Below are 19,292 nucleotides of genomic sequence, written 5' to 3' on the forward strand. Positions count from 1 at the left end.
ACCGTTCGGACTCAGTTACCTCTCAGGGTTGAAAGAGATAGTTACCCCATGAAACGCGCATTATTAATTGCAGGTGGCACAGTCGGTGGGCTTGGTGCTGTCTTGGCCATTACACCGCCGCAGTTCACGTCGACTCAAGATGTTAGTGGGCTGACTGGATCACTTGGTGCAGTAACTGGATCTACTCAACCAACTGCACCAGTTGCGACTCAATCTGCAACGACTGTGGCGCCTACTCCTGCAGCAACAAAGGCTGTTGGAACAAAACAGCCAAATACTTCTGGGGCACCAGCAACTACGCAGAGTGCGACTCCGTCGGCTACGCCGACGGTTGCAACCCCTAGTGGCGGATATTCAGGAACTGTTACGGGTGCATCTTTTAATGCGCGTAACTACGGAACACTTTCAGCGACAGTGACATTTAGTAATGGATCTATTACAAATGTAATTGCTTCGCAATCCCCGCGATCATGGAGTCAGAATTCACTCTCTGCAATTATTCCCTTTGTAAATTCGGGCAAGATCACCGTTGAACAGGTGAAGCAATATTCAGCAGCAAGCTTGCCTTGTGGAACTTCCAATAGCTGTAAATCGCAAGCATCATTTACTGCCGATGCATTCTGGTCATCAGTGAAATCTGCAATCAACAAGGCAGGGTTGTGACAGTAAAAAGACTTGTTGAAACCTGGGGAACGGTTGTCGTCATTGAGGCAACCTCGTCAGGGTTAGATGAAGTTGCTGTTAGTGCTGCGATTGATGAAGTAGAAGAATTCTTTTTTCAAGTAGATCGAGATTTCTCGACATATATATCTGATTCACAAGTTTCACAGATTCGACGTGGTGAGTTATCGATTGAAGATGCAAGTGAATATGTGCAGCAAGTTTGGGCGCTCTGTGAATTTTCTCGTGAGTTAACTTTGGGTGCATTTGATCCTTGGAAAGCAGTAGGAGGATTTGATCCGTCTGGGCTAGTTAAAGGGTGGGCTGCTGAAGTCGGTGCGCAGATGCTGGTTTCGGCAGGGGTTGAAAAGGTATTGATTAATGCCTCTGGCGACATTGTTCTGCGGGGTGGGAAGCCTGAAGGTGGGCCGTGGAATATAGGTATTGCTAGCCCTGATGATGTTGAGAAATATGTGAAGTTCTTTGATGTGGTTGATGGATCAGTTGCTACTAGTGGTGATTATGAAAAGGGTGCGCACATCGTAGATCCACATACGGGGCTGATTGCTATCGGTGCGCGCTCTGCCAGTGTTATTGGACCTGATGGGGCTATCTGTGATGCGTTGGCAACTGCGTTGATGGTTGATGGTGTGGATGCACAGAAGTGGATTGGACGACCTGAGTTAGCTGAATACTCTTTTTGGACAATTAATCGCCACGATGGAACAGCCTGGTCGTATGGAGCTAATAAAGGTTAATAAGCGCTAGCTGCGTTGAGTTTCTTTACTTCGTACTCTGAAAGATGAACAACTTCGATGATTTCATTCAGTTGTTCGACTGTGCGAGCCGATGTAATCGGTGTACTGACAATTGGGTTTGAACGAAGCCAAGCGAGAGCAATTGCCGAAACTGATGAGTTATGTGCCTTTGCGATTTCATCGAGGGCTGCAACTACCACCCAGCCTTTATCGGTTTGATATTCCTTAACGCCATCTGCGCGGACAGAATCAACGGTTACACCAGGGCGGTACTTGCCTGAAAGGAATCCGCGGGCGAGTGAGTAGAAAGGTAGGGCGCTGATGTTGTTTGTTGCGAGAACTTCTTGTTGTTCTGATTCAAATGGGTTGCGCTCCATTAAGTTGTAGTGATCTTGAAGAGCGATGTATTGAGGCAAGCCTTCTTCTCTAGAAATATTGAGGGCTTCTTGTAATCGTGCGCCTGTGTGTTGTGAGGCGGCGATATGGCGAACTTTTCCTTCGCTGATTAATTGAGCGTAAGCACCCAAGGTTTCTGCCATGGGTACTTCGGCATCGTCGTGATGTGAATAGTAGATATCGATGTAATCGGTTTGTAGGCGGCGGAGTGAGTCGTTGCAGGCGGCGATGATGTTCTCAGGGCGAAGGCCGGGGCGGGTGGAAAGCTTGGCGACCTTGGTTGCAATCACGAACTTGCTGCGATCTTGTGACTTAAGCCAGGTGCCGATGATGGTTTCGGATTCGCCGCCCTTATTGCCTGGTTTCCATTCGCTATAGACATCGGCGGTATCGATGAAGTTGCCACCGTGGGAGGCATAGGCGTTTAAGACATCGTGAGACTGCTTTTCGTCTGCGGTCCAGCCAAATACGTTTCCGCCGAGGCAGAGTGGGTGAACAACGAGGTCAGTTTCTGGAATTGTCAGCATTGAGCCATGATACTTGCGTGGTGGCGACGACTGGTGGGTTTACAAGTGAAGGTTTGGCTCTTGAGGCCAAGGCTTTGCAGTTGTCATCGTTGACGCAGGCAGAGGCACTTGAAATCGGTGCGATTGGGCAGGCGATTGGTTTAGAGCGAAAGCTCCCGATAGCAGTTGAAGTACGGATGAAAGATTGGATTGTCTTCCATGCATCACTGCCTGGATCATCACCAGAAAATGATTGGTGGATTGGTCGCAAGGCCCGCGTTGTGAATTTAACAGGGCGTTCAACAATTCATGAGCGAGTGATTGCTGAAGAGCAAGGCATTGATTGGCATGCGGAAAAAGGATTAGAAGATGAGTTGTATGCAATTCATGGTGGTGGGCTTGCGCTCAATGTCGTTGGGTTGGGTTTAACTGGGGTCTTGATTATTAGTGGGTTGCCACAAGTGGAAGATCACTTGTTAGGCGTCGAAGTCATTACCGAATATTTAGCGCGCAAGGGAGAACAGCAGTGAGTATCTGGGTTTGTGGTGAGGTGCTTATTGATTTAATTCCTGGCGCTGATGGTGTGCGCGTTCCGCATGTGGGTGGCGGGCCAGCAAATACTGCGAAGGCACTAGCGCGCTTAGGTCGCGATGTGCAATTTATTGATGGTATTTCTAATGATCAATACGGAGTCATGTCTCGTAAAGAATTGCTTGATGATGAAGTGAAGTTAGATCTTGCTTTAAAAAGCGATAAGCCAACATGTTTAGCGATTGTGTCACTGGCTGAAAATGGCGGGGCGTCGTATGAATTTGAAATCGATGGAACAGCAACCTTTGATTTCTCACTTGATTGGTTGCCAGACCCATTTCGCTATAAGCCGAATGTGCTTCATATAGGCACTCTGGTCACGGTTATTCAGCCAGGGGCAGATGTTCTTTATGACTGGGCTATTCGCGTGGCTGAGTTTGCCCCGATTGTCTTTGATCCCAATATTCGCCCTGCAGTAATGGGTGATCGCGATAAGTATCAGATGGCCGTTGAAAAGTGGGCTGCTATCTCATCCGTTATCAAGGTCAGTGATGACGATATGGCGTGGTTATATCCAGATCAGAAATATCAAGATGTTGCACAGCGCTGGATTAGCGATGGTGCTGCGCTCGTTGTGATTACACGTGGTGCCGATGGACTACTTGGAATTACCGCTGATGGTTCTGTAGAAGTACCGGGTGTGAAGATTGAGGTCGCAGATACCGTTGGTGCAGGAGACACGGTGGGTGCAATTATTGTTGAAGCGATGATTGAAAAGGGAATTCTTAATCTAACTGCTGAAGTATTGAAGGAGACTCTGCACCGTGCAGCTGTTGCTGCAGGAATTACATGTTCTCGTAAGGGCGCACAGCCTCCTTACAAACATGAGTTGAAGGGTATTTGATGCAATTTATTGATGATGCAGAATTTCAGGTCGCTATCGATCTCGATGGCGGAGGAAAGATCACATCCATTAAATGGCGCGAGATGGAATTTACGGTTCCATTCCGCGGCAACTTCCTTTCCAACGGTTGGTATCCAATGGCTCCGTGGGCGGGGCGCATTCGTGATGGTTTGATTACATCTGGTTCTGGTATTGAACATCAGCTGCCTACAAATATTGATCCACCGAATGCGATTCACGGTTTTGGTATCACTTCATCGTGGCAAGAGATCGGCCCGGGGCGCTCTTTATTGCATCTGCCAAAGCCGTATATGGGTGCAACAGTCGAACAGACAATTGAAGTTCTTGATGATGCAATTCGTTGGTCACTTGAATACGACGACAACGGATGCGATATCCCTGTCTGGCTAGGAATGCATCCGTGGTTTGCGCGTGATCTAGAACGCGGCGGAGCGGCTGAAATCGAATTTAGCGCTGCAAAGATGTTAAAGCGTGGCTCTGATGGACTGCCAACGGGTGAACTCATTTCACCAACGCCAGAGCCTTGGGATGATGCCTTTACGGAAGTTCGCGGAACTCCATCGGTAATTTGGGAAGATGTTGCCCGTATCGATATTGAATCCGATGCTCCGTGGTGGGTTGTCTATAACGAGGATCCAGATGGGGTTTGTATCGAGCCACAGACTGCGCCACCGGATGCGGCTAATTTAGGTATTAGTGGTGAGAACTACATCGAAGCCCTATTCGTTTTCTCTCAAGGGTAAATAGAATCGGCTCTTATGAGCACACAGATAAATCGCCAACACCTCAAAGAACTTCGCGCAAAGGAAGAACAGCGCTTTCTTGATACCCATAAGAAATCTGCTGCAGCCTTTGAAGATTCGAAGAAGGTCATGCATGAAGGCGTGCCGATGTCATGGATGGCTAAGTGGCCAGGCTCGCATCCCGTATTTGTGAAGGAAGCTAAGGGTGCGCGCTTTACCGATGTTGATGGTCATACATATGTTGATTTCTGTTTGGGCGATACCGGGTCGATGACAGGTCACTCACCTGATGCGACTGTGGCTGCAATCCGTGAGCAGGTTGGTAAAGGCATTACAGCGATGTTGCCTACCGAAGACGCTGCAATTGTCTCTGGGCTATTGAAAGAACGCTTTGGTCTGCCGTTGTGGCAATTCACTGTGTCAGCTACCGATGCGAATCGCCACGTAATTCGTTACTCACGCATGATCACAGGCCGTAGCAAGATTGTTGTAATCGATCGTTGCTATCACGGCTCTGTCGATGAAACTTTTGCAACTCTTGATGATGCTGGGTTTACAGTAAAACGTGAAGGAAATATTGGCGCGCCTGTTGATTTAGCCGAGACCACTCGCGTTGTTGAATTTAATGATTTAGCGGCGATGGAAAAAGCTCTTGCGCACGGTGATGTCGCAGCAATCTTGATGGAACCTGCGATGACCAATATCGGAATAGTTCTGCCGCAAGATGGTTACTTGGCTGGCGTGCAGGAATTAGCAAAGAAGTACGGCACCTATTTAATTATCGATGAGACTCACACAATCTCTGTGGGTCCTGGTGGAATGACAAAGGCACTTGGTTTGAAGCCTGACTTCCTTACTATCGGTAAGGCACTAGCGGCCGGTATTCCAACTGGAACATTCGGGATGACTCAACAGATAGCGGATGCAATCAAGAAGATGGTGGAACTAGAAATCATCGACCTCGGTGGCATTGGTGGAACTCTTGCTGGAAATGCGCTTTCACTTGCTGCGATGAAGGCGACGCTCACTGAAGTTCTCACAGAGGCAAGCTTTGAACGAATGGTTGCTTTGGGTAATCGTTGGTGCGATGGCATTGATGCTGCGATTAAGGAATTTGATCTTGATTGGCACTGCAACCGTTTAGGTGCACGCGGTGAGTACATCTTTAAAGGTAAGCAGCCTGTGACAGGTAAAGAAGCCGCTGATTCAGGTGATTTCGAACTCGAGCAGTACATTCACTTGCGCCTACTTAATGATGGCTATTTGATTACGCCGTTCCACAACATGGCTCTGATGTGTCCAGATACAACTGAGGCAGATGTCGATGGTCACACTGCAGCGTTTAGAACTATGTGCGCGGAATTAAATAACTCCTAGGTTGTGATTCGAGGGCTTATTCTCACCTTCACCTAGTTGGAATTGGGATGAAATTCCATCCCATTCAGTTGTATGTGAAATTCCCCTGCTTCTGTTTCAATCCAGAATCCGTTGCCTTTGTTACAGGTCGCTCTACAAAGTTTAAGAAGCTGTGCGATTTGAATACTCGAATTCTCCTTCAATGTTGTTTCATTCTTAATTTCACGTTTCAAATGTGAGGTTCCACCTTCTTGAGCCATTAATTCATAATCGCCACTAAAAATTCTTTTCAAGTTCACTCTGAGTAAGTTTATGCAGCTGCGAAGTTGTCGAGATTGCAATTCCTCTGAAGTCATCCAACTTGGAATGGGAAAAGTTTCTTGATAAAGAATTGCTCCTTCATCCACTCCAGCCGTCATTTGGTGAAGAGTTCCTCCACCGGCCGTCTCATCCATAATTGCCCAGAAACTCTGGTGAGAACCGCGATTGAAGGGAAGGGCAGATGGATGGGTATTAACACAAAATCTACTTGCAAGAAACTGTTCGGGGATGATTTCACCGAGACCCAAGGAAAGACCCAATAAATTTGGACCACTAGTTTTTTGATAAAAATCAAGATCTTCCCATGGCCTTTTGTTACAGCTGATAAGTAATCCTGGGAATTTTTCTTTGAGATTTAATCTATTGGCGATTTGGGCTGCCCCTTCTCCGCCAATCGCAACCAAGGGCAAATCGTGTTCAAGAATGACTTGAACACAATCCGTACTATAAGCCGAGTCATCGCCCACCATTGCATAGACTGCATGAAATGATTTCAACTTAACATTTTCCTATCCACATCTAGTTTATTTGATTTCAGTAAAGGCATTAGTTATTTAATTCTCGAATTCATTAAAGAAATCTTGCACAACTTCACACACGTAAGCTACCTGTTTATTAGAAATAGCAGGTCCCGATGGAAGATAAATTCCAGTTTTTGCATACATATCAGCATTTGGCGTGCTTCCGAACCCGCCGAGATACTTTGCTTGCGACGTACTTGGATAGAATGGCCTTATTTCAACATTTCTAAATTTCGCAAATTCAATTAGTTTCTCTCTAGATTTTGTCACAGTCGCCTCAACGTATGGCCCGACTTCTCCACTGGGAAAATCTAATTCAATTAAACTAATGTGGGATGAATCCTTCAGTCCCTCACGGTAAAGATTCATCACCTCATTAGCCCTTTGAATTCTTTCAGCCAAATACTTTATTTGATTATTAGCTATTGCAGCGTGGAAATCTGTTAAACGAAAATTAAATCCAATTGACTCCCATTTCGCGGCAAAGGGATCCGCTGTTCCATGAATGCGCATGAGAGAAATCTTATTTCCCAAAGGTTGGCTGTTCGTGACGCAAAATCCTCCCTGCCCGCTACCTACGATTTTTGCAATTGAAAGTGAGAAACATCCAATTTCTCCAAAAGTTCCTAATGGTTGATTCTTTATCTTACTTCCGAGTGCCTGCGCGGCGTCTTCAATCATAGGTAAATAATTCATTTTGCAAAATTGTAAAACTTTGAGAAATTCTCCGTGTCGACCATTCATGTGGACTACAACCAAGGCTTTGCAATCTGGAGTGAATTTATCAATCAAGTCGGTGACTGAAATTACGGGAGAGTCAGCACGAACGTCTACATAAATTGGAATAGCCCCAAGAATTGCAATGGCATTTGCAGCTGCAATCCAACTTCGATCCTGCACGAGCACTTTGTCGCCACGACCGATTCCCAAAGCCATGAGAGAAATAAGAATTGCATCGCTTCCAGATGAAACGCCAATAGCGTATTTTACACCCAGCAAATCAACCAAAGTAGTTTCGAACTCTTCGCAGTATCTACCCATGCTAAAACTACGTTGTTCGGCGACGCTCTTTACCAACAGGGGAATGTCCTCCCCCAAGTCGACTTGCCAGTATGGAACCTTCATAGTGTAAATCTACCTTGTCTGAAGGGTCTCACATGTGAACTAGAGTAAAATCTAATCGAATTCCATTATTTTCCAAATTCATTAATTCGACCTGGGAATTATTCGCTACGTGAATCTAGAAAAATCTTAGTGACTGATACAAGCCCTTGCCTGCTTCGTTATCGTCATCGACATACAAGATTGATTGCTTGATGCCCTTTTCTTTCAGGTAAATAAGGCCTTCTGTGCAGACTGCTCGACCTATGCCTTTCCCTGATTCAGAGGGATCTACGCCAATTACATACAACTCACCGATGGGATCTTGATTGACGAATGCATTGTGAATCTTGGTCCAGCAGAAACCAACAATCTTGTCGTTGTGAACACATAGGAAGAACCCTTCGTTATCAAACCAAGGTTCAGCCATTCTGTTTTCGAGATCTGCCATCGCCCAATTACCTTGGTCGGGGTGCTGAGCGAAGATGAGGTTATTCAGCTCTAGCCATGCTTCAGGGTGAACTTCGGGATTAAAGGTGATGAATTGGTAACTGTGTTCGATGTGTGCGATGGGCTCTTGAAGAGAACGGTTGAGCTTAAGGATGTGGCGCATGGTTAAACGAGTTCAGAGATAGAAGTTTCCTTGCCACCGTTTTGTACGGTGAAGCGGTATCCGACGTTGCGGACAGTGCCGATGATTGATTCAAATTCAGGGCCGAGCTTTGAGCGAAGGCGACGGATGTGAACGTCGACTGTGCGAGTTCCACCGAAGTAGTCATAGCCCCAGATCTCTTGAAGAAGCTGTGCGCGAGTAAAGACGCGACCTGGGTGTTGTGCGAGGTACTTCAGTAATTCGAATTCCTTAAATGTTAAGTCAAGGGAAGTGCCCTTGATCTTGGCTGTGTAAGTATTTTCATCAATGACAACATCGCCTTGGCGGATTTCAGATGATGTGGGATCAAGTGACTCAAGTTGCGCCGCATGTGCGCCAACTGCGATGCGGATACGCGCATCTACTTCTGCAGGTCCTGCAGTATCAAGGATGACATCGTTAACGCCCCAGTCTGCAGTGAATGCAGAGAGGCCGCCTTCAGTGGTGATTGCAATAATGGGCGCACCGACTCCGGTTGTTGAGAGAAGTCGTGTGAGTGATTTTGCTGTTGGGAAATCGCGACGAGCATCGACAAAGACAACATCCATAAGTGGTGTATCAACGAGAACAGATGCTTCAAGTGGCATCACTTTGCAAGTGTGTTGCAAGAGGCCGAGAGCAGGAAGAACTTCTGCGCTCGCTCCTTGTGAATTAGTAAGTAGCAACACCTTGGCCATTGTGTGAGAATACTCTTGTGAAAACGTATCTACCACTCGCGATTGTGCTGGTCCTTGCATCGGCATATGGCTTCTGGTGGAAGCGTAAAGAGGGCGCGATTCGCTCGAATAAAGCTATTCCGGGCCATCGCTTGAGCGCTGATGTCTTGGGCGAGGCTCTGGGATCACGAGCCACTATGGTGCAGTTCTCATCAGCTTTCTGTACACCGTGCAGAGCTACCCATTCATTGTTGTCTCAGATGGTCATTCCAATGAACGATGTGAAGCATGTGCAGATCGATGCCGAGTCACATCTTGAATTGGTCCGTGAATTAGATATTCGCTCAACTCCGACGACTTTGTTTATCAACAAGGACGGCATTGAAGTAGGGCGTGCTGCGGGCACACCTAAGCGTGAGCAAGTTCTGGCTGCGCTCGCTGCCATTCAGTAATTACTGCGAATTGTTCGCAACTCGCATATGTCGGGGCGGTTCTCTACCCTTCAACCATGTCTGAAGTCCTTGATAACAAAGATGTGCAGAAGATCTATATCGATGCACGTGGTCCACGCTTTTCAGCAAGCATCACAACAATTGTTCTTGCGATTGCGCTCGTTACCCAAAATAAGTGGGTACTTGTTGCACAGGGACTTGTCTTCTTAATCGGTGCAACTCGTGGTCCGCAGTTCACTCCATACGGATTGATCTTCAAGAACGTTATTCGTCCGCGCCTTAACAAGGTTGCTCCAACTGAAGATGTTCGCCCACCGAAGTTTGCGCAGGCTGTTGGATTTGGTTTTGCATTGGTCGGATCCATTGGCGCATTTGCTGGAGTAGATGCAGTCTTCACTGTGGCCGTTGGGTTTGCGCTGGCTGCCGCGTTTCTCAATGCGGCATTTAATTACTGCCTAGGTTGCGAGATGTATCTGCTGGGCTTGCGTTTTACTTCGAAGTAACCGAGATAAGAAAGTAGACTTCAAACATGGCTGAAAAACACGAACTCCACGAAAAGGGCTTACGCCTTACTCCGCAGCGCGAACTTGTTTTGTCTGCTGTTCGTGCGTTGGGACATGCGACACCTGAAGAAGTTGCCGAGAAGGTGCGCCAGACACATCCTGGTATCAACCTCTCAACTGTTTATCGCAACCTTGAAACACTTGAAAACGTTGGCCTTGTTCAGCACACACACCTTGGACACGGTGGAGCGACGTATCACGCAGCTGAGGAGCTCACGCACTTGCACCTTGTCTGCGGTACTTGCGGATCTGTAGGAGACGCACCAATCGATGTTGCAGCGAACTTCGTGCAGAATCTTTCTGATGACTACGGCTTTAAGACCGATGTCACGCACTTTGCCATCTATGGCACCTGTGCTGCCTGCGTTAAATAGCAGTTATCACCTGGCGCTCGTAGACTTACGAGCATGACAGCCGTATTTGTTGAAGAAGGCCCCGATAAGGGCGCTATCTGGCATTTCGGTGAACCGAATAAAGAACAACGCGCGCTTGCCGAAGGTAAAGCGTGGGCAGATTTATCTCATCTTTCAGTGATTGCAATTTCAGGTGAAGATCGCCTGAAGTGGTTACATGATTTAACGACACAGTACTTAGTTGATTTCGGTGCAGGTACCTGGACATCAGCGATGGTCTTGGATCCGCAGGGACATGTTGAGTATCAATTCAATGTAGTTGATGACGGAACTTCTTCTTACCTTGTGATGGACCCACACTTTGTTGAAGGTCTATCTGCTTACCTGAACAAGATGCGATTTATGTTGCGCGTTGAAGTACGAGACGCAACCGAAGATTTTGCAGTGATGCGCGCCCCTGGTGTTGCTAATGAAATTGGTGGGCCGTTTGCTTTGGTACCGCGTGCAGAACTTGAAGAGATGAAATCTGCATTTGATTCAACTGCAATGCAGGTTGGTACATGGGCACTGGATGCAGAACGAGTTGCTGCAGGACGCCCACGACATGGGATTGATACTGACTTTAAGACGATTCCCAATGAGCTCGGTGTATTAAACGGTGCGGTCCATATGAATAAGGGTTGCTACCGCGGGCAAGAGACTGTGGCAAAGATTTATAACTTAGGCAAGCCACCGCGTCGTTTGGTGATGTTGCACCTTGATGGCCATGCTGTTGTGATGCCACCGTCAGGAACTCCTGTCATGAACGGTGAAGTCCAAGTTGGTTTCCTAGGTACCGTGGCTCGCCATCATGAATTGGGTCCGATTGCTCTTGCGATTGTTAAGCGCAATACGCCAGTTGATGCGCAGCTCACCGTTGAAGGAGTGGCTGCCGCACAACAGATCATCGTGGAGGCGTAAGTGAAATTTCTTGGTCAACTCTTTCTTGTCTCACTGGCATGCCTTGCAATCATGTGGGCTGTTCGTAAGTTCTAGCCGTTACTCTTAGCCCATGGAGCTCTTCACAACTGTGGTACTGGCGCTAGTCGCACTTGTTGTGGGTGTGGGGCTCGTTATTTATGGGATCCGCGGTACTCGCGAATCTCAGGCACGCGATGGACGTACATATAAGAGAGGCAGGCTCTAATGGCCTTCACAATTCCCGAAGGACTACATCCTGATCTCAATCCGCTTGCGTGGATGATCGGTACTTGGCGCGGTAAGGGCCGTGGTGAATATCCAACGATTGAAACCTTTGAATATGCGCATGAAGTGGTCTTTAACCACGATGGTCGCCCATTTATGAATTACTACTCACGTTCATGGATCATCGATAAAGATGGCGAAATCATTCGTCCGGCGGCATCAGAAGCTGGTTTCTGGCGCGTGAAAGAAAACAAAGTCTTGGAAGTTGTTATCTCGCATAACACTGGCATTACTGAAGGTTGGGTCGGACAGTTTGATGGCCCAAAGATTCAGTTGGTAATGGATCAAGGTTATTCAGCGCCATCAGCAAAGATTGTTACAGCAGGCGTGCGTTTATACGGTCTTGTTGAAGGTGAATTGTTCTTTGCTTATGACATGGCTGCTGAAGGACAAGAACTTCAGGCACATATCTGGTCAACTCTCGAGCGTCAGAGCGAATAAATGAACGACGCAGTATTAGCTGAGTACGTACGCGATGGTGTTGTTGAATCTGTACACCGCGGTTATTTGGTTGCGCTGAATTCAGATGGTTCAGTGAATTTAGCGCTGGGCGATATCGAACATTTATTCTTTCCACGTTCTACAGTGAAATCAATACAGGGCGCAGCAATGGTGCGTGCTGGGTTGAAGTTAGAGCCACGTTTATTGGCACTCGGATGTTCCAGCCATTCAGGTTCTGAAGAGCATTTATCTGCCGTTCGTGAGATCTTGGGCATGGCGTCACTCGATGAAAGCGCTCTGCAGTGCATGCTTGATAAGCCACTGGGCGAACCTGAAAGACGTGCGTGGGGCGATAAGCCAGCGACTCGTATCTCAATGAATTGCAGCGGAAAGCATGCAGCGATGTTGCTGACCTGCGTTACTAATGGCTGGCCGATTGAGAATTACTTAGACCCAGCACATCCGCTGCAGGTTGCGATTAAGGCTGAACTCGAAGCACTTGCAGGAGAGACAATCACGCTGACTTCAACTGATGGTTGTGGCGCTCCGCTATTTTTGATTTCTGTAATTGGTTTGGCTCGCGCGATTCGTGCAATCACAATCTCTGTTGATCCAATTCACCAATCGGTTTTGGAAGCTTCCCGTGCATTTCCTGAAATGGTTGCAGGTAAAGGTCGCTTAACAACGCAGATGATTGAGGCTGTTCCTGGTCTGTATATGAAGGATGGCGCTGAAGCAGTTGAGATTGCATCGATGCCTGATGGACGCACACTGGTATTTAAGGTTGCAGATGGTTCTCTTCGACCATTCCGCGTATTGGTGCATGCAGGTTTGAAGCGTCTGGGTATTGATAGCCCATACGAGGCTGAAAACGTGCTTGGTGGTGACCGAATCATCGGCACCATTCGCGCTACTTTCTAGACGCGCGTACCCTTTCACCTATGACTTCCCGCCGTATCGCCACCTTGATGGTGCATACCTCACCGCTTGATCAAGCGGGAACTGGCGATGCCGGTGGAATGAATATCTATGTTTGTGAAGCTGCGCAGAACATGGCAGCGATGGGCGTGCAGGTAGATATCTTTACGCGTCGTACAAATAACGAAGTCGCTGATGTTGTTGAGGTTGCACCTGGCGTGCGGGTTATTCAACTAAATGTTGGGCCGGTATCTGGTGTAACAAAAGAACTTTTACCAAAGCTGATTCCTGATTTATCTGTTGCCTTTAAAGAGGCTTTGCTTGCTACTCGTTACGACATAATTCATTCGCATTACTGGATCAGCGGCAAGGTCGCGATGCCAGTTGCGAAAGAGCTCAAAATTCCTTTGGTGCACACAATGCACACGATGGCGCGAGTCAAGAATTTAAATTTGGCTGAAGGAGAAGTTCCTGAGCCAATGATTCGTGTTCAGGGTGAAACCCAGGTTGTGGCAGCTGCCGATGCGCTGGTTGCTAATACCGATGCTGAAGCTGCCAGCTTGGTATCTCTCTATGAAGCATGCCCAGATAACGTTCTGGTTGTAAGCCCTGGTGTGAACCTGAAGGTATTTACCCCGGGTGCAGGCCGTGCTGCAGCTCGTGAAGTTCTGGGCCTTGATAAAGATTCACACATCATCACCTTTGTGGGCCGTATTCAGCCACATAAGGGCCCTGAGGTATTGATTAGATCTATCGCTGAACTTGTTTCGCACTCACCGCACCTACGCACCAAGTTGATTTCCAACATCATTGGTGGCGCATCAGGTGCGAACCAATCAGAAGTGGAACGTTTGAAAGAGTTAACAACCTGGCTAGGCATTGATGATGTTGTTCGCTTTGCTCCTCCTGTTCCACGTGAAGAATTACCTCAGTGGTATCGCGCATCTGATTTAGTCTGCGTGCCAAGTTATTCCGAAAGCTTTGGTCTTGTTGCACTTGAAGCACAGGCATGTGGCACACCTGTTGTAGCTACTGCAGTTGGCGGACTTCGCACCGCTGTCGCTGACGGTATTTCAGGTGTTCTTGTAGACGGACATGATCCACGTGCGTGGTCATCTGTTTTGGCTCGTTTGCTGCAAGAACCACAGCGTCGCGTGCTTCTTTCCATGGGCGCAATCGAGCATGCATCGCACTTCGGCTGGGATGCTACATCTCGCGGAACTCTTGATATTTATGACCGTGTTTTAACTGCACGTGCTGAGCAAGCGAAGAACATCGGCTAAATGGCACTTGATCCACGTGAGGTCATTGAAGATTTTCTTCAATCCCATGATTTAGATTTCGACCGTTCAGATAACAACACCTTTATGGTGACTCTGCCGGGTGAGAATAAGTTACAGACTCATTGTGCGCTGATTGTTGGTGATCACTCTTTGAGTATTAACGCTTTTGTTATTCGTAAACCAGATACCCATGAAGATGCAGTGCATAAATGGTGCATGGCGAAGAATGCTGCGCTGTATGGAGTTGCCTTTGCGATTAATGAATTGGGCGATATTTACTTGGTGGGGCGATTGCCACTCGATGCAGTCAATGCGAAAGAGATTGATCGCTTGATTGGTTCGGTGCTTCAGTATTCGGATTCATCATTTAATCCATTGCTCGAATTAGGCTTTGCAGATGCAATTCGCCGCGAATGGGCTTGGCGAGTAAGCCGTGGAGAATCTTTAGCGAATCTTGAGGCATTCAAACACCTCGTTTAATGTGAGAGAATTCGCCTCATGTCGAACTTCAAACTAATCCTCCTGCGCCATGGCGAATCCGAATGGAATGCCCTCAATCTCTTTACCGGTTGGGTCGATGTCAGACTCTCGCAAAAAGGTGAAGCTGAAGCTGCGCGCGGTGGAAAGTTATTGGCAGAGCGCGGGTTGTTGCCTGATGTAGTTCACACATCATTATTGCGCCGTGCGATTCACACATCGCAGTTGGCTCTTGATTCATGCGATCGCCACTGGATCCCAGTGAAGCGTTCATGGCGTCTTAATGAGCGTCACTACGGGGCCCTGCAGGGCAAGGACAAGGCGCAGACCTTGGCTGAATACGGCGAAGAGCAATTTATGTTGTGGCGTCGTTCGTATGACACCCCACCACCGCTGATTGAAAAGGGTTCTGAGTTCTCACAAGATGCCGATGCGCGTTACGCGGACCTTGGTGCAGATCTGCCTCTGACAGAGTGCCTTAAGGATGTTGTGGTCCGTATGGTTCCGTACTGGACCGAGTCAATCATTCCTGACCTAAAGAGCGGCAAGACAGTCCTTGTTACTGCTCACGGCAACTCATTGCGTGCGTTGGTAAAGCACCTTGAAGGTATCTCTGATGAAGATATTGCCGGGCTAAATATTCCTACAGGAATTCCACTGCTCTATGAATTAGATGCAGATTTCAAGCCGGTAAAAGCTGGCGGCGAATACTTAGATCCTGCAGCTGCTGCTGAAGCAATCACTGCGGTTGCGAATCAGGGTAAGAAGTAAAAGTTACTTAGTAACGTTTGCATAATCATCGCGCTTATCGCGGATGATTGCATTGACGGTGACTACGCCAGCGCGAGCAAAGGCAAGCTGCAACGAAACGTTACGTCCAGCTTGTGCGCCAACTCCTGCAAAGACAGCCTTTGATGTTGCTTGTTCGCCTTCAAAGCGAAGTGGCTGGTTCTTCACAAGGTTCTGTTCGCCAGTAATTGTTGCTGATGTTCCGCCTGCAGAAATTCCAAGCAGTGCATCGTTCTCGTCCATGTAGTTAACGATTGTTCCGACAACTACTGCTGAACCATCTTCAGTTGCAACGAGTAAAAGGTTTGTAATGGAGAGGTCGTTTCCATCTGTCTTCACCATTGCTTCAGCACCATCTGTTACCTGCTTGATCAAACGTGTTGAAGCGTTTGGACCAGCGCCTGAACATGCTGTCAATGAGAGAGCAAGTGCAGATGTAATGAGTGCAATTGAGAAGTTCTTAATATGTGGACGACGCATGGGGCAAATTATCGCATGTCAAATAAGCGTTATTTGACGCTGGTTTAGGGCTGATAACTGGGGTTTTCGATGTCAGTGATGGCTGGTAGAATTGGACGTCTAACGAAGGGCAATACATGACATTCAAGGTCGGCGAAACCGTTGTTTATCCCCATCACGGAGCAGCTCTTATCGAGGCAATCGAAACTCGAGTAATTAAGGGCGAAGAGAAGACCTACCTCGTTCTCAAGGTTGCTCAGGGCGACCTCACTGTGCGCGTACCTGCGGATAATGTAGATCTCGTCGGTGTCCGCGATGTCGTCGATTCAGCTGGCCTCGATCGTGTATTTAACGTACTTCGTCAGCCATATACCGAAGAGCCAACAAACTGGTCACGTCGCTATAAGGCAAACCTCGAAAAGCTTGCATCCGGAGACGTCATTAAGGTCGCAGAAGTTGTGCGCGATCTCTACCGTCGCGATCTCGATCGTGGACTCTCTGCCGGTGAAAAGCGCATGCTCGCCAAGGCGAAGCAGATTCTCGTCTCTGAGCTCGCACTTGCTGAGCGCACAGATGAAGAGAAGGCTGCAACTCTCCTTGACGAGGTTCTCGCTTCTTAAATTTCGTTAGCCTCACATCATGATCGCCGCAATCGTCGCTGCCGCAGGTAGTGGCGAACGCTTCGGTGCGCCAATTCCAAAAGCGCTTATCCAACTTGGCGATCGCACACTCCTTGAACATGCTGTGTCATCGTTGTCTGCTGTCGTTGATCAGATTGTTGTCACCGCTCCCGCTGGATTCGAAGATCAAATCCGTGCACTCGTAGGAGATGCAGTCACTGTTGTTACAGGTGGCGCTACTCGCTCTGATTCAGTACGAGCAGGGCTTGCCGCAATTGATAACGCAGATTTTGTCTTGGTTCACGATGCAGCGCGTGCGCTGGCAACTCGCGAATTAGCAGCTTCTGTTGTTGCGTCACTTAAGGCAGGCGATGTTGCAGTTGTTCCAGCACTTCCTGTTGTCGATACTCTGCAGAACGTTGGCGCAGATGGTTATGTAATCAATGCAGTTGATCGTGCTCCGTTACGTCGTATTCAAACTCCACAAGGTTTTTCATATTCAATCCTCAACGCAATTCATCAGGGTGCGCAAGATGCAACAGATGACTCAACTCTGGCGCTCAGCGCGGGCCATAAAGTGCGCGTTATTGCTGGTGAAGAGCGAGCACTGAAAATTACAACTCCCTCAGACTTAGCAACAGCTCTTACATTCTTAGGCGATGCCACAACATTTAGTACTGGTGTGGGCGTTGATGCACATGCATTTGGAGAAGGTCGCGAGCTCTGGCTTGCTGGTCTTCATTGGCCTGATGAAGTTGGCGTTGATGGCCACTCTGATGGCGATGTGGCAGCCCATGCAATCTGCGACGCACTCTTTGCAGCAACTGGCCTTGGTGATTTGGGTAGCAACTTCGGAACATCACGTCCTGAATATGCAGGTGCATCAGGAGTCACGCTCTTGAAGGAAACTCTGGCAATTATTACTAAGGGCGGATATTCGATCTCGCATGTTTCCGTTCAGATCATCGGCAACCGTCCGCGCATCGGTGCTCGTCGGGCCGAAGCTATCGCAACGCTTTCGCAGGCGCTTGGTGGGGCAGAGGTTGCCATCCTTGCAACAACGACCGATGGAATGGGCCTTACCGGTGAAGGCAAGGGCATTGCAGCGATTGCATCTGCGCTAGTTATTAAGAACGCTTAAGTAAAGATAGAATTGCCTAATGAGTTCGCTATCTTTATATGACACGCTAACGCGAACCACCTCTGAATTTGTTCCCTTGAAAAAGGGCGAAGTTGGTATTTATCTCTGTGGTGCAACTGTTCAGGCGCCTCCTCATATCGGCCATGTGCGCTCTGGTGTTAACTTCGACATTTTGCGTCGCTGGTTAACAAAGTCTGGTTACAACGTCACATTTATTCGTAACGTCACAGATATCGATGACAAGATTTTGCATAAGGCAGTGCACGAGGAAATGCCTTGGTGGGCAGTTGCTATGAAGTACGAGCGTGCATTTACTGATGCATACGCCGCTTTAAACGTTTTGCCACCAACATATGAACCACGCGCTACAGGCCATGTCACTCAGATGATCGAACTTATGCAGTTGCTCATTGAAAAGGGCGCTGCATACGCGCCTGGCAATGGCGATGTCTACCTTGAAGTTCGCAAACTTTCTTCTTACTTAACTCTTTCTCGTCAGAAACTTGATGATCTTCAGCCGGCAGCGGACGCGGATGAGACTTACAAGAAAGATCCACGCGACTTCGCGTTGTGGAAGGCTGCAAAGCCAGGTGACCCATCATGGCCAACTCCGTGGGGACCAGGACGTCCCGGATGGCACCTCGAATGTTCTGCGATGGCGCATCAGTATTTAGGTGAAGCATTTGATATCCACGGTGGCGGACTTGATTTGATCTTCCCTCATCACGAGAACGAGATTGCACAATCTGAAGCTGCTGGCTTTGCCTTTGCTAAGCGCTGGTTACATAACGCGTGGGTGACCGCGTCCGGTGAAAAGATGTCGAAGTCTTTGGGTAACTCACTCCAGGTGCATGAATTGCTGAAGAGTGTTCGCGGAATCGAACTTCGTTGGTATTTGGGTTCTGCTCACTATCGTTCAATGCTCGAGTTCTCACATGAAGCGTTGGCAGAATCTGCAACAGCGTTCCGTCGCATAGAAGGATTCCTCACTCGTTCAGTTGAAATTCTTGGTACTCAGCCAACACCGGTTATTAGCCAGGCATTTACCGATGCTATGAATGATGATTTAGCTGTCCCGACAGCGCTTGCTTCGATCTCTGAAGCACTACGTGCGGGAAATAGCGCGATTACTGCAGGAGATCAGGCTGTTATTGCTGCCTCTGCCAATGAAATCCGCGGGGCTCTTGAAGTCCTTGGCTGCGACCCATTTGATCCAGCATTCGCAACTGCGGCCGCTGGTGAAGATATGACCACAGCCCTTGATGGCGTTATTCAGTTGGCACTTGCTCAGCGCACAGCAGCGCGCGAGCGTAAAGATTTTGCGGCATCAGATTCAATTCGCGATGGCTTAGCTGCACTTGGAATTACTATTGAAGACACTGCACAAGGGCCACGTTGGTCAATCTCTAGAGATGGAAAATAACA

The 19,292-nt window shown here is 48.1% G+C and carries 25 protein-coding genes; 19 read left to right on the plus strand and 6 right to left on the minus strand.

Translation table 11 applies throughout. From position 1 onward, the window contains the following. Positions 1 to 48 precede the first annotated feature (48 nt). Positions 49 to 663 (plus strand): hypothetical protein, encoded by a 615-nt coding sequence (locus AC8GFK_RS00380; RefSeq protein WP_506625267.1) that lies wholly within the window; start codon positions 49 to 51, stop codon positions 661 to 663. Next, positions 660 to 1,418, plus strand: a complete 759-nt coding sequence (locus AC8GFK_RS00385; protein WP_506625268.1) for an FAD:protein FMN transferase — start codon at positions 660 to 662, stop codon at positions 1,416 to 1,418. The genes AC8GFK_RS00380 and AC8GFK_RS00385 overlap by 4 nt, the downstream gene beginning before the upstream one ends. On the opposite strand, the gene AC8GFK_RS00390 is transcribed toward AC8GFK_RS00385, so the two are convergent. Further along, a complete protein-coding gene (locus tag AC8GFK_RS00390) occupies positions 1,415 to 2,341 on the minus strand; it encodes an aldo/keto reductase (protein ID WP_506625269.1) in 927 nt (308 codons plus the stop codon). The two genes, AC8GFK_RS00385 and AC8GFK_RS00390, sit on opposite strands and share 4 nt — an antisense overlap. 80 nt (positions 2,342 to 2,421) lie before the next feature. Here AC8GFK_RS00390 and AC8GFK_RS00395 point away from each other — a divergent pair, with 80 nt between their 5' ends. Genes AC8GFK_RS00395 through AC8GFK_RS00410 form a run of 4 tightly spaced genes read left to right on the plus strand, consistent with a single transcriptional unit; the run spans position 2,422 to position 5,896 of the window. Beyond that, positions 2,422 to 2,850 carry a heme-degrading domain-containing protein gene (locus AC8GFK_RS00395; RefSeq protein WP_506625270.1) on the plus strand — a complete coding sequence of 143 codons (429 nt, stop codon included), beginning with the start codon at positions 2,422 to 2,424 and terminating at the stop codon, positions 2,848 to 2,850. Then, positions 2,847 to 3,755: a carbohydrate kinase family protein gene (locus AC8GFK_RS00400; protein ID WP_506625271.1), complete on the plus strand. Its 909-nt coding sequence runs from the start codon at positions 2,847 to 2,849 to the stop codon at positions 3,753 to 3,755. Before AC8GFK_RS00395 ends, AC8GFK_RS00400 begins: the two co-directional genes overlap by 4 nt. Further along, on the plus strand, positions 3,755 to 4,519 hold the full coding sequence (locus tag AC8GFK_RS00405; protein WP_506625272.1) for an aldose epimerase family protein: 765 nt from the start codon (positions 3,755 to 3,757) through the stop codon (positions 4,517 to 4,519). Before AC8GFK_RS00400 ends, AC8GFK_RS00405 begins: the two co-directional genes overlap by 1 nt. Positions 4,520 to 4,534: 15 nt before the next feature. Continuing rightward, positions 4,535 to 5,896: a transaminase gene (locus AC8GFK_RS00410; RefSeq protein WP_506625273.1), complete on the plus strand. Its 1,362-nt coding sequence runs from the start codon at positions 4,535 to 4,537 to the stop codon at positions 5,894 to 5,896. A 32-nt stretch (positions 5,897 to 5,928) separates the two neighbouring features. Here AC8GFK_RS00410 and AC8GFK_RS00415 read toward each other — a convergent pair whose 3' ends face one another. From AC8GFK_RS00415 to AC8GFK_RS00430, 4 genes are all read right to left on the minus strand, one after another. After that, the gene (locus AC8GFK_RS00415) at positions 5,929 to 6,693 is read right to left on the minus strand and encodes a formyltransferase family protein (protein ID WP_506625274.1); all 765 of its coding nucleotides are present in this window, start codon (positions 6,691 to 6,693) and stop codon (positions 5,929 to 5,931) included. 57 nt (positions 6,694 to 6,750) lie between these two features. After that, entirely contained in the window at positions 6,751 to 7,842 is a 1,092-nt protein-coding gene (locus AC8GFK_RS00420) for a DegT/DnrJ/EryC1/StrS family aminotransferase (protein ID WP_506625275.1), read from the minus strand. A 115-nt stretch (positions 7,843 to 7,957) separates the two neighbouring features. Then, complete coding sequence (locus AC8GFK_RS00425) at positions 7,958 to 8,431, minus strand: GNAT family N-acetyltransferase (protein ID WP_506625276.1); 474 nt, start codon at positions 8,429 to 8,431, stop codon at positions 7,958 to 7,960. Between the two features lie 2 nt (positions 8,432 to 8,433). Further along, the gene (locus AC8GFK_RS00430) at positions 8,434 to 9,147 is read right to left on the minus strand and encodes a response regulator transcription factor (protein WP_426851983.1); all 714 of its coding nucleotides are present in this window, start codon (positions 9,145 to 9,147) and stop codon (positions 8,434 to 8,436) included. A gap of 17 nt (positions 9,148 to 9,164) precedes the next feature. Between AC8GFK_RS00430 and AC8GFK_RS00435 the strand changes: the two genes are divergently transcribed. The 10 genes from AC8GFK_RS00435 (at position 9,165) to AC8GFK_RS00480 (ending at position 15,629) form a co-directional block, all read left to right on the plus strand. Continuing rightward, complete coding sequence (locus tag AC8GFK_RS00435) at positions 9,165 to 9,578, plus strand: thioredoxin family protein (protein WP_506625277.1); 414 nt, start codon at positions 9,165 to 9,167, stop codon at positions 9,576 to 9,578. 56 nt (positions 9,579 to 9,634) lie between these two features. Beyond that, positions 9,635 to 10,081: a DUF4395 domain-containing protein gene (locus tag AC8GFK_RS00440; RefSeq protein ID WP_506625278.1), complete on the plus strand. Its 447-nt coding sequence runs from the start codon at positions 9,635 to 9,637 to the stop codon at positions 10,079 to 10,081. 26 nt (positions 10,082 to 10,107) lie between these two features. Continuing rightward, on the plus strand, positions 10,108 to 10,515 hold the full coding sequence (locus AC8GFK_RS00445; RefSeq protein WP_095530744.1) for a Fur family transcriptional regulator: 408 nt from the start codon (positions 10,108 to 10,110) through the stop codon (positions 10,513 to 10,515). Between the two features lie 33 nt (positions 10,516 to 10,548). Then, on the plus strand, positions 10,549 to 11,454 hold the full coding sequence (gene ygfZ, locus AC8GFK_RS00450) for a CAF17-like 4Fe-4S cluster assembly/insertion protein YgfZ (protein WP_506625279.1): 906 nt from the start codon (positions 10,549 to 10,551) through the stop codon (positions 11,452 to 11,454). 91 nt (positions 11,455 to 11,545) lie between these two features. Beyond that, positions 11,546 to 11,680, plus strand: coding sequence for a hypothetical protein (locus tag AC8GFK_RS00455; protein WP_257789649.1), 135 nt, complete (start codon positions 11,546 to 11,548; stop codon positions 11,678 to 11,680). Continuing rightward, entirely contained in the window at positions 11,680 to 12,180 is a 501-nt protein-coding gene (locus AC8GFK_RS00460) for a heme-binding beta-barrel domain-containing protein (RefSeq protein ID WP_506625280.1), read from the plus strand. Before AC8GFK_RS00455 ends, AC8GFK_RS00460 begins: the two co-directional genes overlap by 1 nt. Beyond that, the gene (locus tag AC8GFK_RS00465) at positions 12,181 to 13,101 is read left to right on the plus strand and encodes an asparaginase (protein WP_506625281.1); all 921 of its coding nucleotides are present in this window, start codon (positions 12,181 to 12,183) and stop codon (positions 13,099 to 13,101) included. Positions 13,102 to 13,121: 20 nt separating this feature from the next. Beyond that, entirely contained in the window at positions 13,122 to 14,381 is a 1,260-nt protein-coding gene (gene mshA, locus AC8GFK_RS00470) for a D-inositol-3-phosphate glycosyltransferase (RefSeq protein WP_506625282.1), read from the plus strand. Further along, the gene (locus tag AC8GFK_RS00475; RefSeq protein ID WP_506625283.1) at positions 14,382 to 14,861 is read left to right on the plus strand and encodes a type III secretion system chaperone family protein; all 480 of its coding nucleotides are present in this window, start codon (positions 14,382 to 14,384) and stop codon (positions 14,859 to 14,861) included. An 18-nt stretch (positions 14,862 to 14,879) separates the two neighbouring features. Then, entirely contained in the window at positions 14,880 to 15,629 is a 750-nt protein-coding gene (locus AC8GFK_RS00480; RefSeq protein WP_506625284.1) for a phosphoglyceromutase, read from the plus strand. 3 nt (positions 15,630 to 15,632) lie between these two features. Here the strand turns inward: AC8GFK_RS00480 and AC8GFK_RS00485 are convergent, their stop codons facing one another. Continuing rightward, positions 15,633 to 16,127 carry a hypothetical protein gene (locus tag AC8GFK_RS00485; RefSeq protein ID WP_506625285.1) on the minus strand — a complete coding sequence of 165 codons (495 nt, stop codon included), beginning with the start codon at positions 16,125 to 16,127 and terminating at the stop codon, positions 15,633 to 15,635. Between the two features lie 116 nt (positions 16,128 to 16,243). Here AC8GFK_RS00485 and AC8GFK_RS00490 point away from each other — a divergent pair, with 116 nt between their 5' ends. From AC8GFK_RS00490 to cysS, 3 genes are read left to right on the plus strand one after another with little or no spacing between them, the layout of a single operon-like run. Next, positions 16,244 to 16,726 (plus strand): CarD family transcriptional regulator, encoded by a 483-nt coding sequence (locus AC8GFK_RS00490; protein ID WP_095530736.1) that lies wholly within the window; start codon positions 16,244 to 16,246, stop codon positions 16,724 to 16,726. A gap of 19 nt (positions 16,727 to 16,745) precedes the next feature. After that, positions 16,746 to 17,867, plus strand: a complete 1,122-nt coding sequence (gene ispD / locus AC8GFK_RS00495) for a 2-C-methyl-D-erythritol 4-phosphate cytidylyltransferase (RefSeq protein WP_506625286.1) — start codon at positions 16,746 to 16,748, stop codon at positions 17,865 to 17,867. A gap of 19 nt (positions 17,868 to 17,886) precedes the next feature. Then, entirely contained in the window at positions 17,887 to 19,290 is a 1,404-nt protein-coding gene (gene cysS, locus AC8GFK_RS00500; RefSeq protein ID WP_506625287.1) for a cysteine--tRNA ligase, read from the plus strand. Positions 19,291 to 19,292 lie beyond the last annotated feature (2 nt).

The organism is Planktophila turicensis (SeqCode) (assembly GCF_965234405.1).
In the GTDB taxonomy this organism is placed as follows: Bacteria; Actinomycetota; Actinomycetes; order Nanopelagicales; family Nanopelagicaceae; genus Planktophila; species Planktophila turicensis.

What these genes read in the sequence shown, in the direction of transcription:
- ispD (WP_506625286.1), top strand. Translation starts at nt 16,746, where the DNA reads ATGATCGCCGCAATCGTCGCTGCCGCAGGTAGTGGCGAACGCTTCGGT.
- ygfZ (WP_506625279.1), top strand. Translation starts at nt 10,549, where the DNA reads ATGACAGCCGTATTTGTTGAAGAAGGCCCCGATAAGGGCGCTATCTGG.
- AC8GFK_RS00380 (WP_506625267.1), top strand. Translation starts at nt 49, where the DNA reads ATGAAACGCGCATTATTAATTGCAGGTGGCACAGTCGGTGGGCTTGGT.
- AC8GFK_RS00460 (WP_506625280.1), top strand. Translation starts at nt 11,680, where the DNA reads ATGGCCTTCACAATTCCCGAAGGACTACATCCTGATCTCAATCCGCTT.
- mshA (WP_506625282.1), top strand. Translation starts at nt 13,122, where the DNA reads ATGACTTCCCGCCGTATCGCCACCTTGATGGTGCATACCTCACCGCTT.
- AC8GFK_RS00440 (WP_506625278.1), top strand. Translation starts at nt 9,635, where the DNA reads ATGTCTGAAGTCCTTGATAACAAAGATGTGCAGAAGATCTATATCGAT.
- AC8GFK_RS00425 (WP_506625276.1), bottom strand. Translation starts at nt 8,431, where the DNA reads ATGCGCCACATCCTTAAGCTCAACCGTTCTCTTCAAGAGCCCATCGCA.
- AC8GFK_RS00485 (WP_506625285.1), bottom strand. Translation starts at nt 16,127, where the DNA reads ATGCGTCGTCCACATATTAAGAACTTCTCAATTGCACTCATTACATCT.
- AC8GFK_RS00480 (WP_506625284.1), top strand. Translation starts at nt 14,880, where the DNA reads ATGTCGAACTTCAAACTAATCCTCCTGCGCCATGGCGAATCCGAATGG.
- AC8GFK_RS00445 (WP_095530744.1), top strand. Translation starts at nt 10,108, where the DNA reads ATGGCTGAAAAACACGAACTCCACGAAAAGGGCTTACGCCTTACTCCG.
- AC8GFK_RS00430 (WP_426851983.1), bottom strand. Translation starts at nt 9,147, where the DNA reads ATGGCCAAGGTGTTGCTACTTACTAATTCACAAGGAGCGAGCGCAGAA.
- cysS (WP_506625287.1), top strand. Translation starts at nt 17,887, where the DNA reads ATGAGTTCGCTATCTTTATATGACACGCTAACGCGAACCACCTCTGAA.
- AC8GFK_RS00390 (WP_506625269.1), bottom strand. Translation starts at nt 2,341, where the DNA reads ATGCTGACAATTCCAGAAACTGACCTCGTTGTTCACCCACTCTGCCTC.
- AC8GFK_RS00475 (WP_506625283.1), top strand. Translation starts at nt 14,382, where the DNA reads ATGGCACTTGATCCACGTGAGGTCATTGAAGATTTTCTTCAATCCCAT.
- AC8GFK_RS00455 (WP_257789649.1), top strand. Translation starts at nt 11,546, where the DNA reads ATGGAGCTCTTCACAACTGTGGTACTGGCGCTAGTCGCACTTGTTGTG.
- AC8GFK_RS00490 (WP_095530736.1), top strand. Translation starts at nt 16,244, where the DNA reads ATGACATTCAAGGTCGGCGAAACCGTTGTTTATCCCCATCACGGAGCA.
- AC8GFK_RS00405 (WP_506625272.1), top strand. Translation starts at nt 3,755, where the DNA reads ATGCAATTTATTGATGATGCAGAATTTCAGGTCGCTATCGATCTCGAT.
- AC8GFK_RS00410 (WP_506625273.1), top strand. Translation starts at nt 4,535, where the DNA reads ATGAGCACACAGATAAATCGCCAACACCTCAAAGAACTTCGCGCAAAG.
- AC8GFK_RS00465 (WP_506625281.1), top strand. Translation starts at nt 12,181, where the DNA reads ATGAACGACGCAGTATTAGCTGAGTACGTACGCGATGGTGTTGTTGAA.
- AC8GFK_RS00420 (WP_506625275.1), bottom strand. Translation starts at nt 7,842, where the DNA reads ATGAAGGTTCCATACTGGCAAGTCGACTTGGGGGAGGACATTCCCCTG.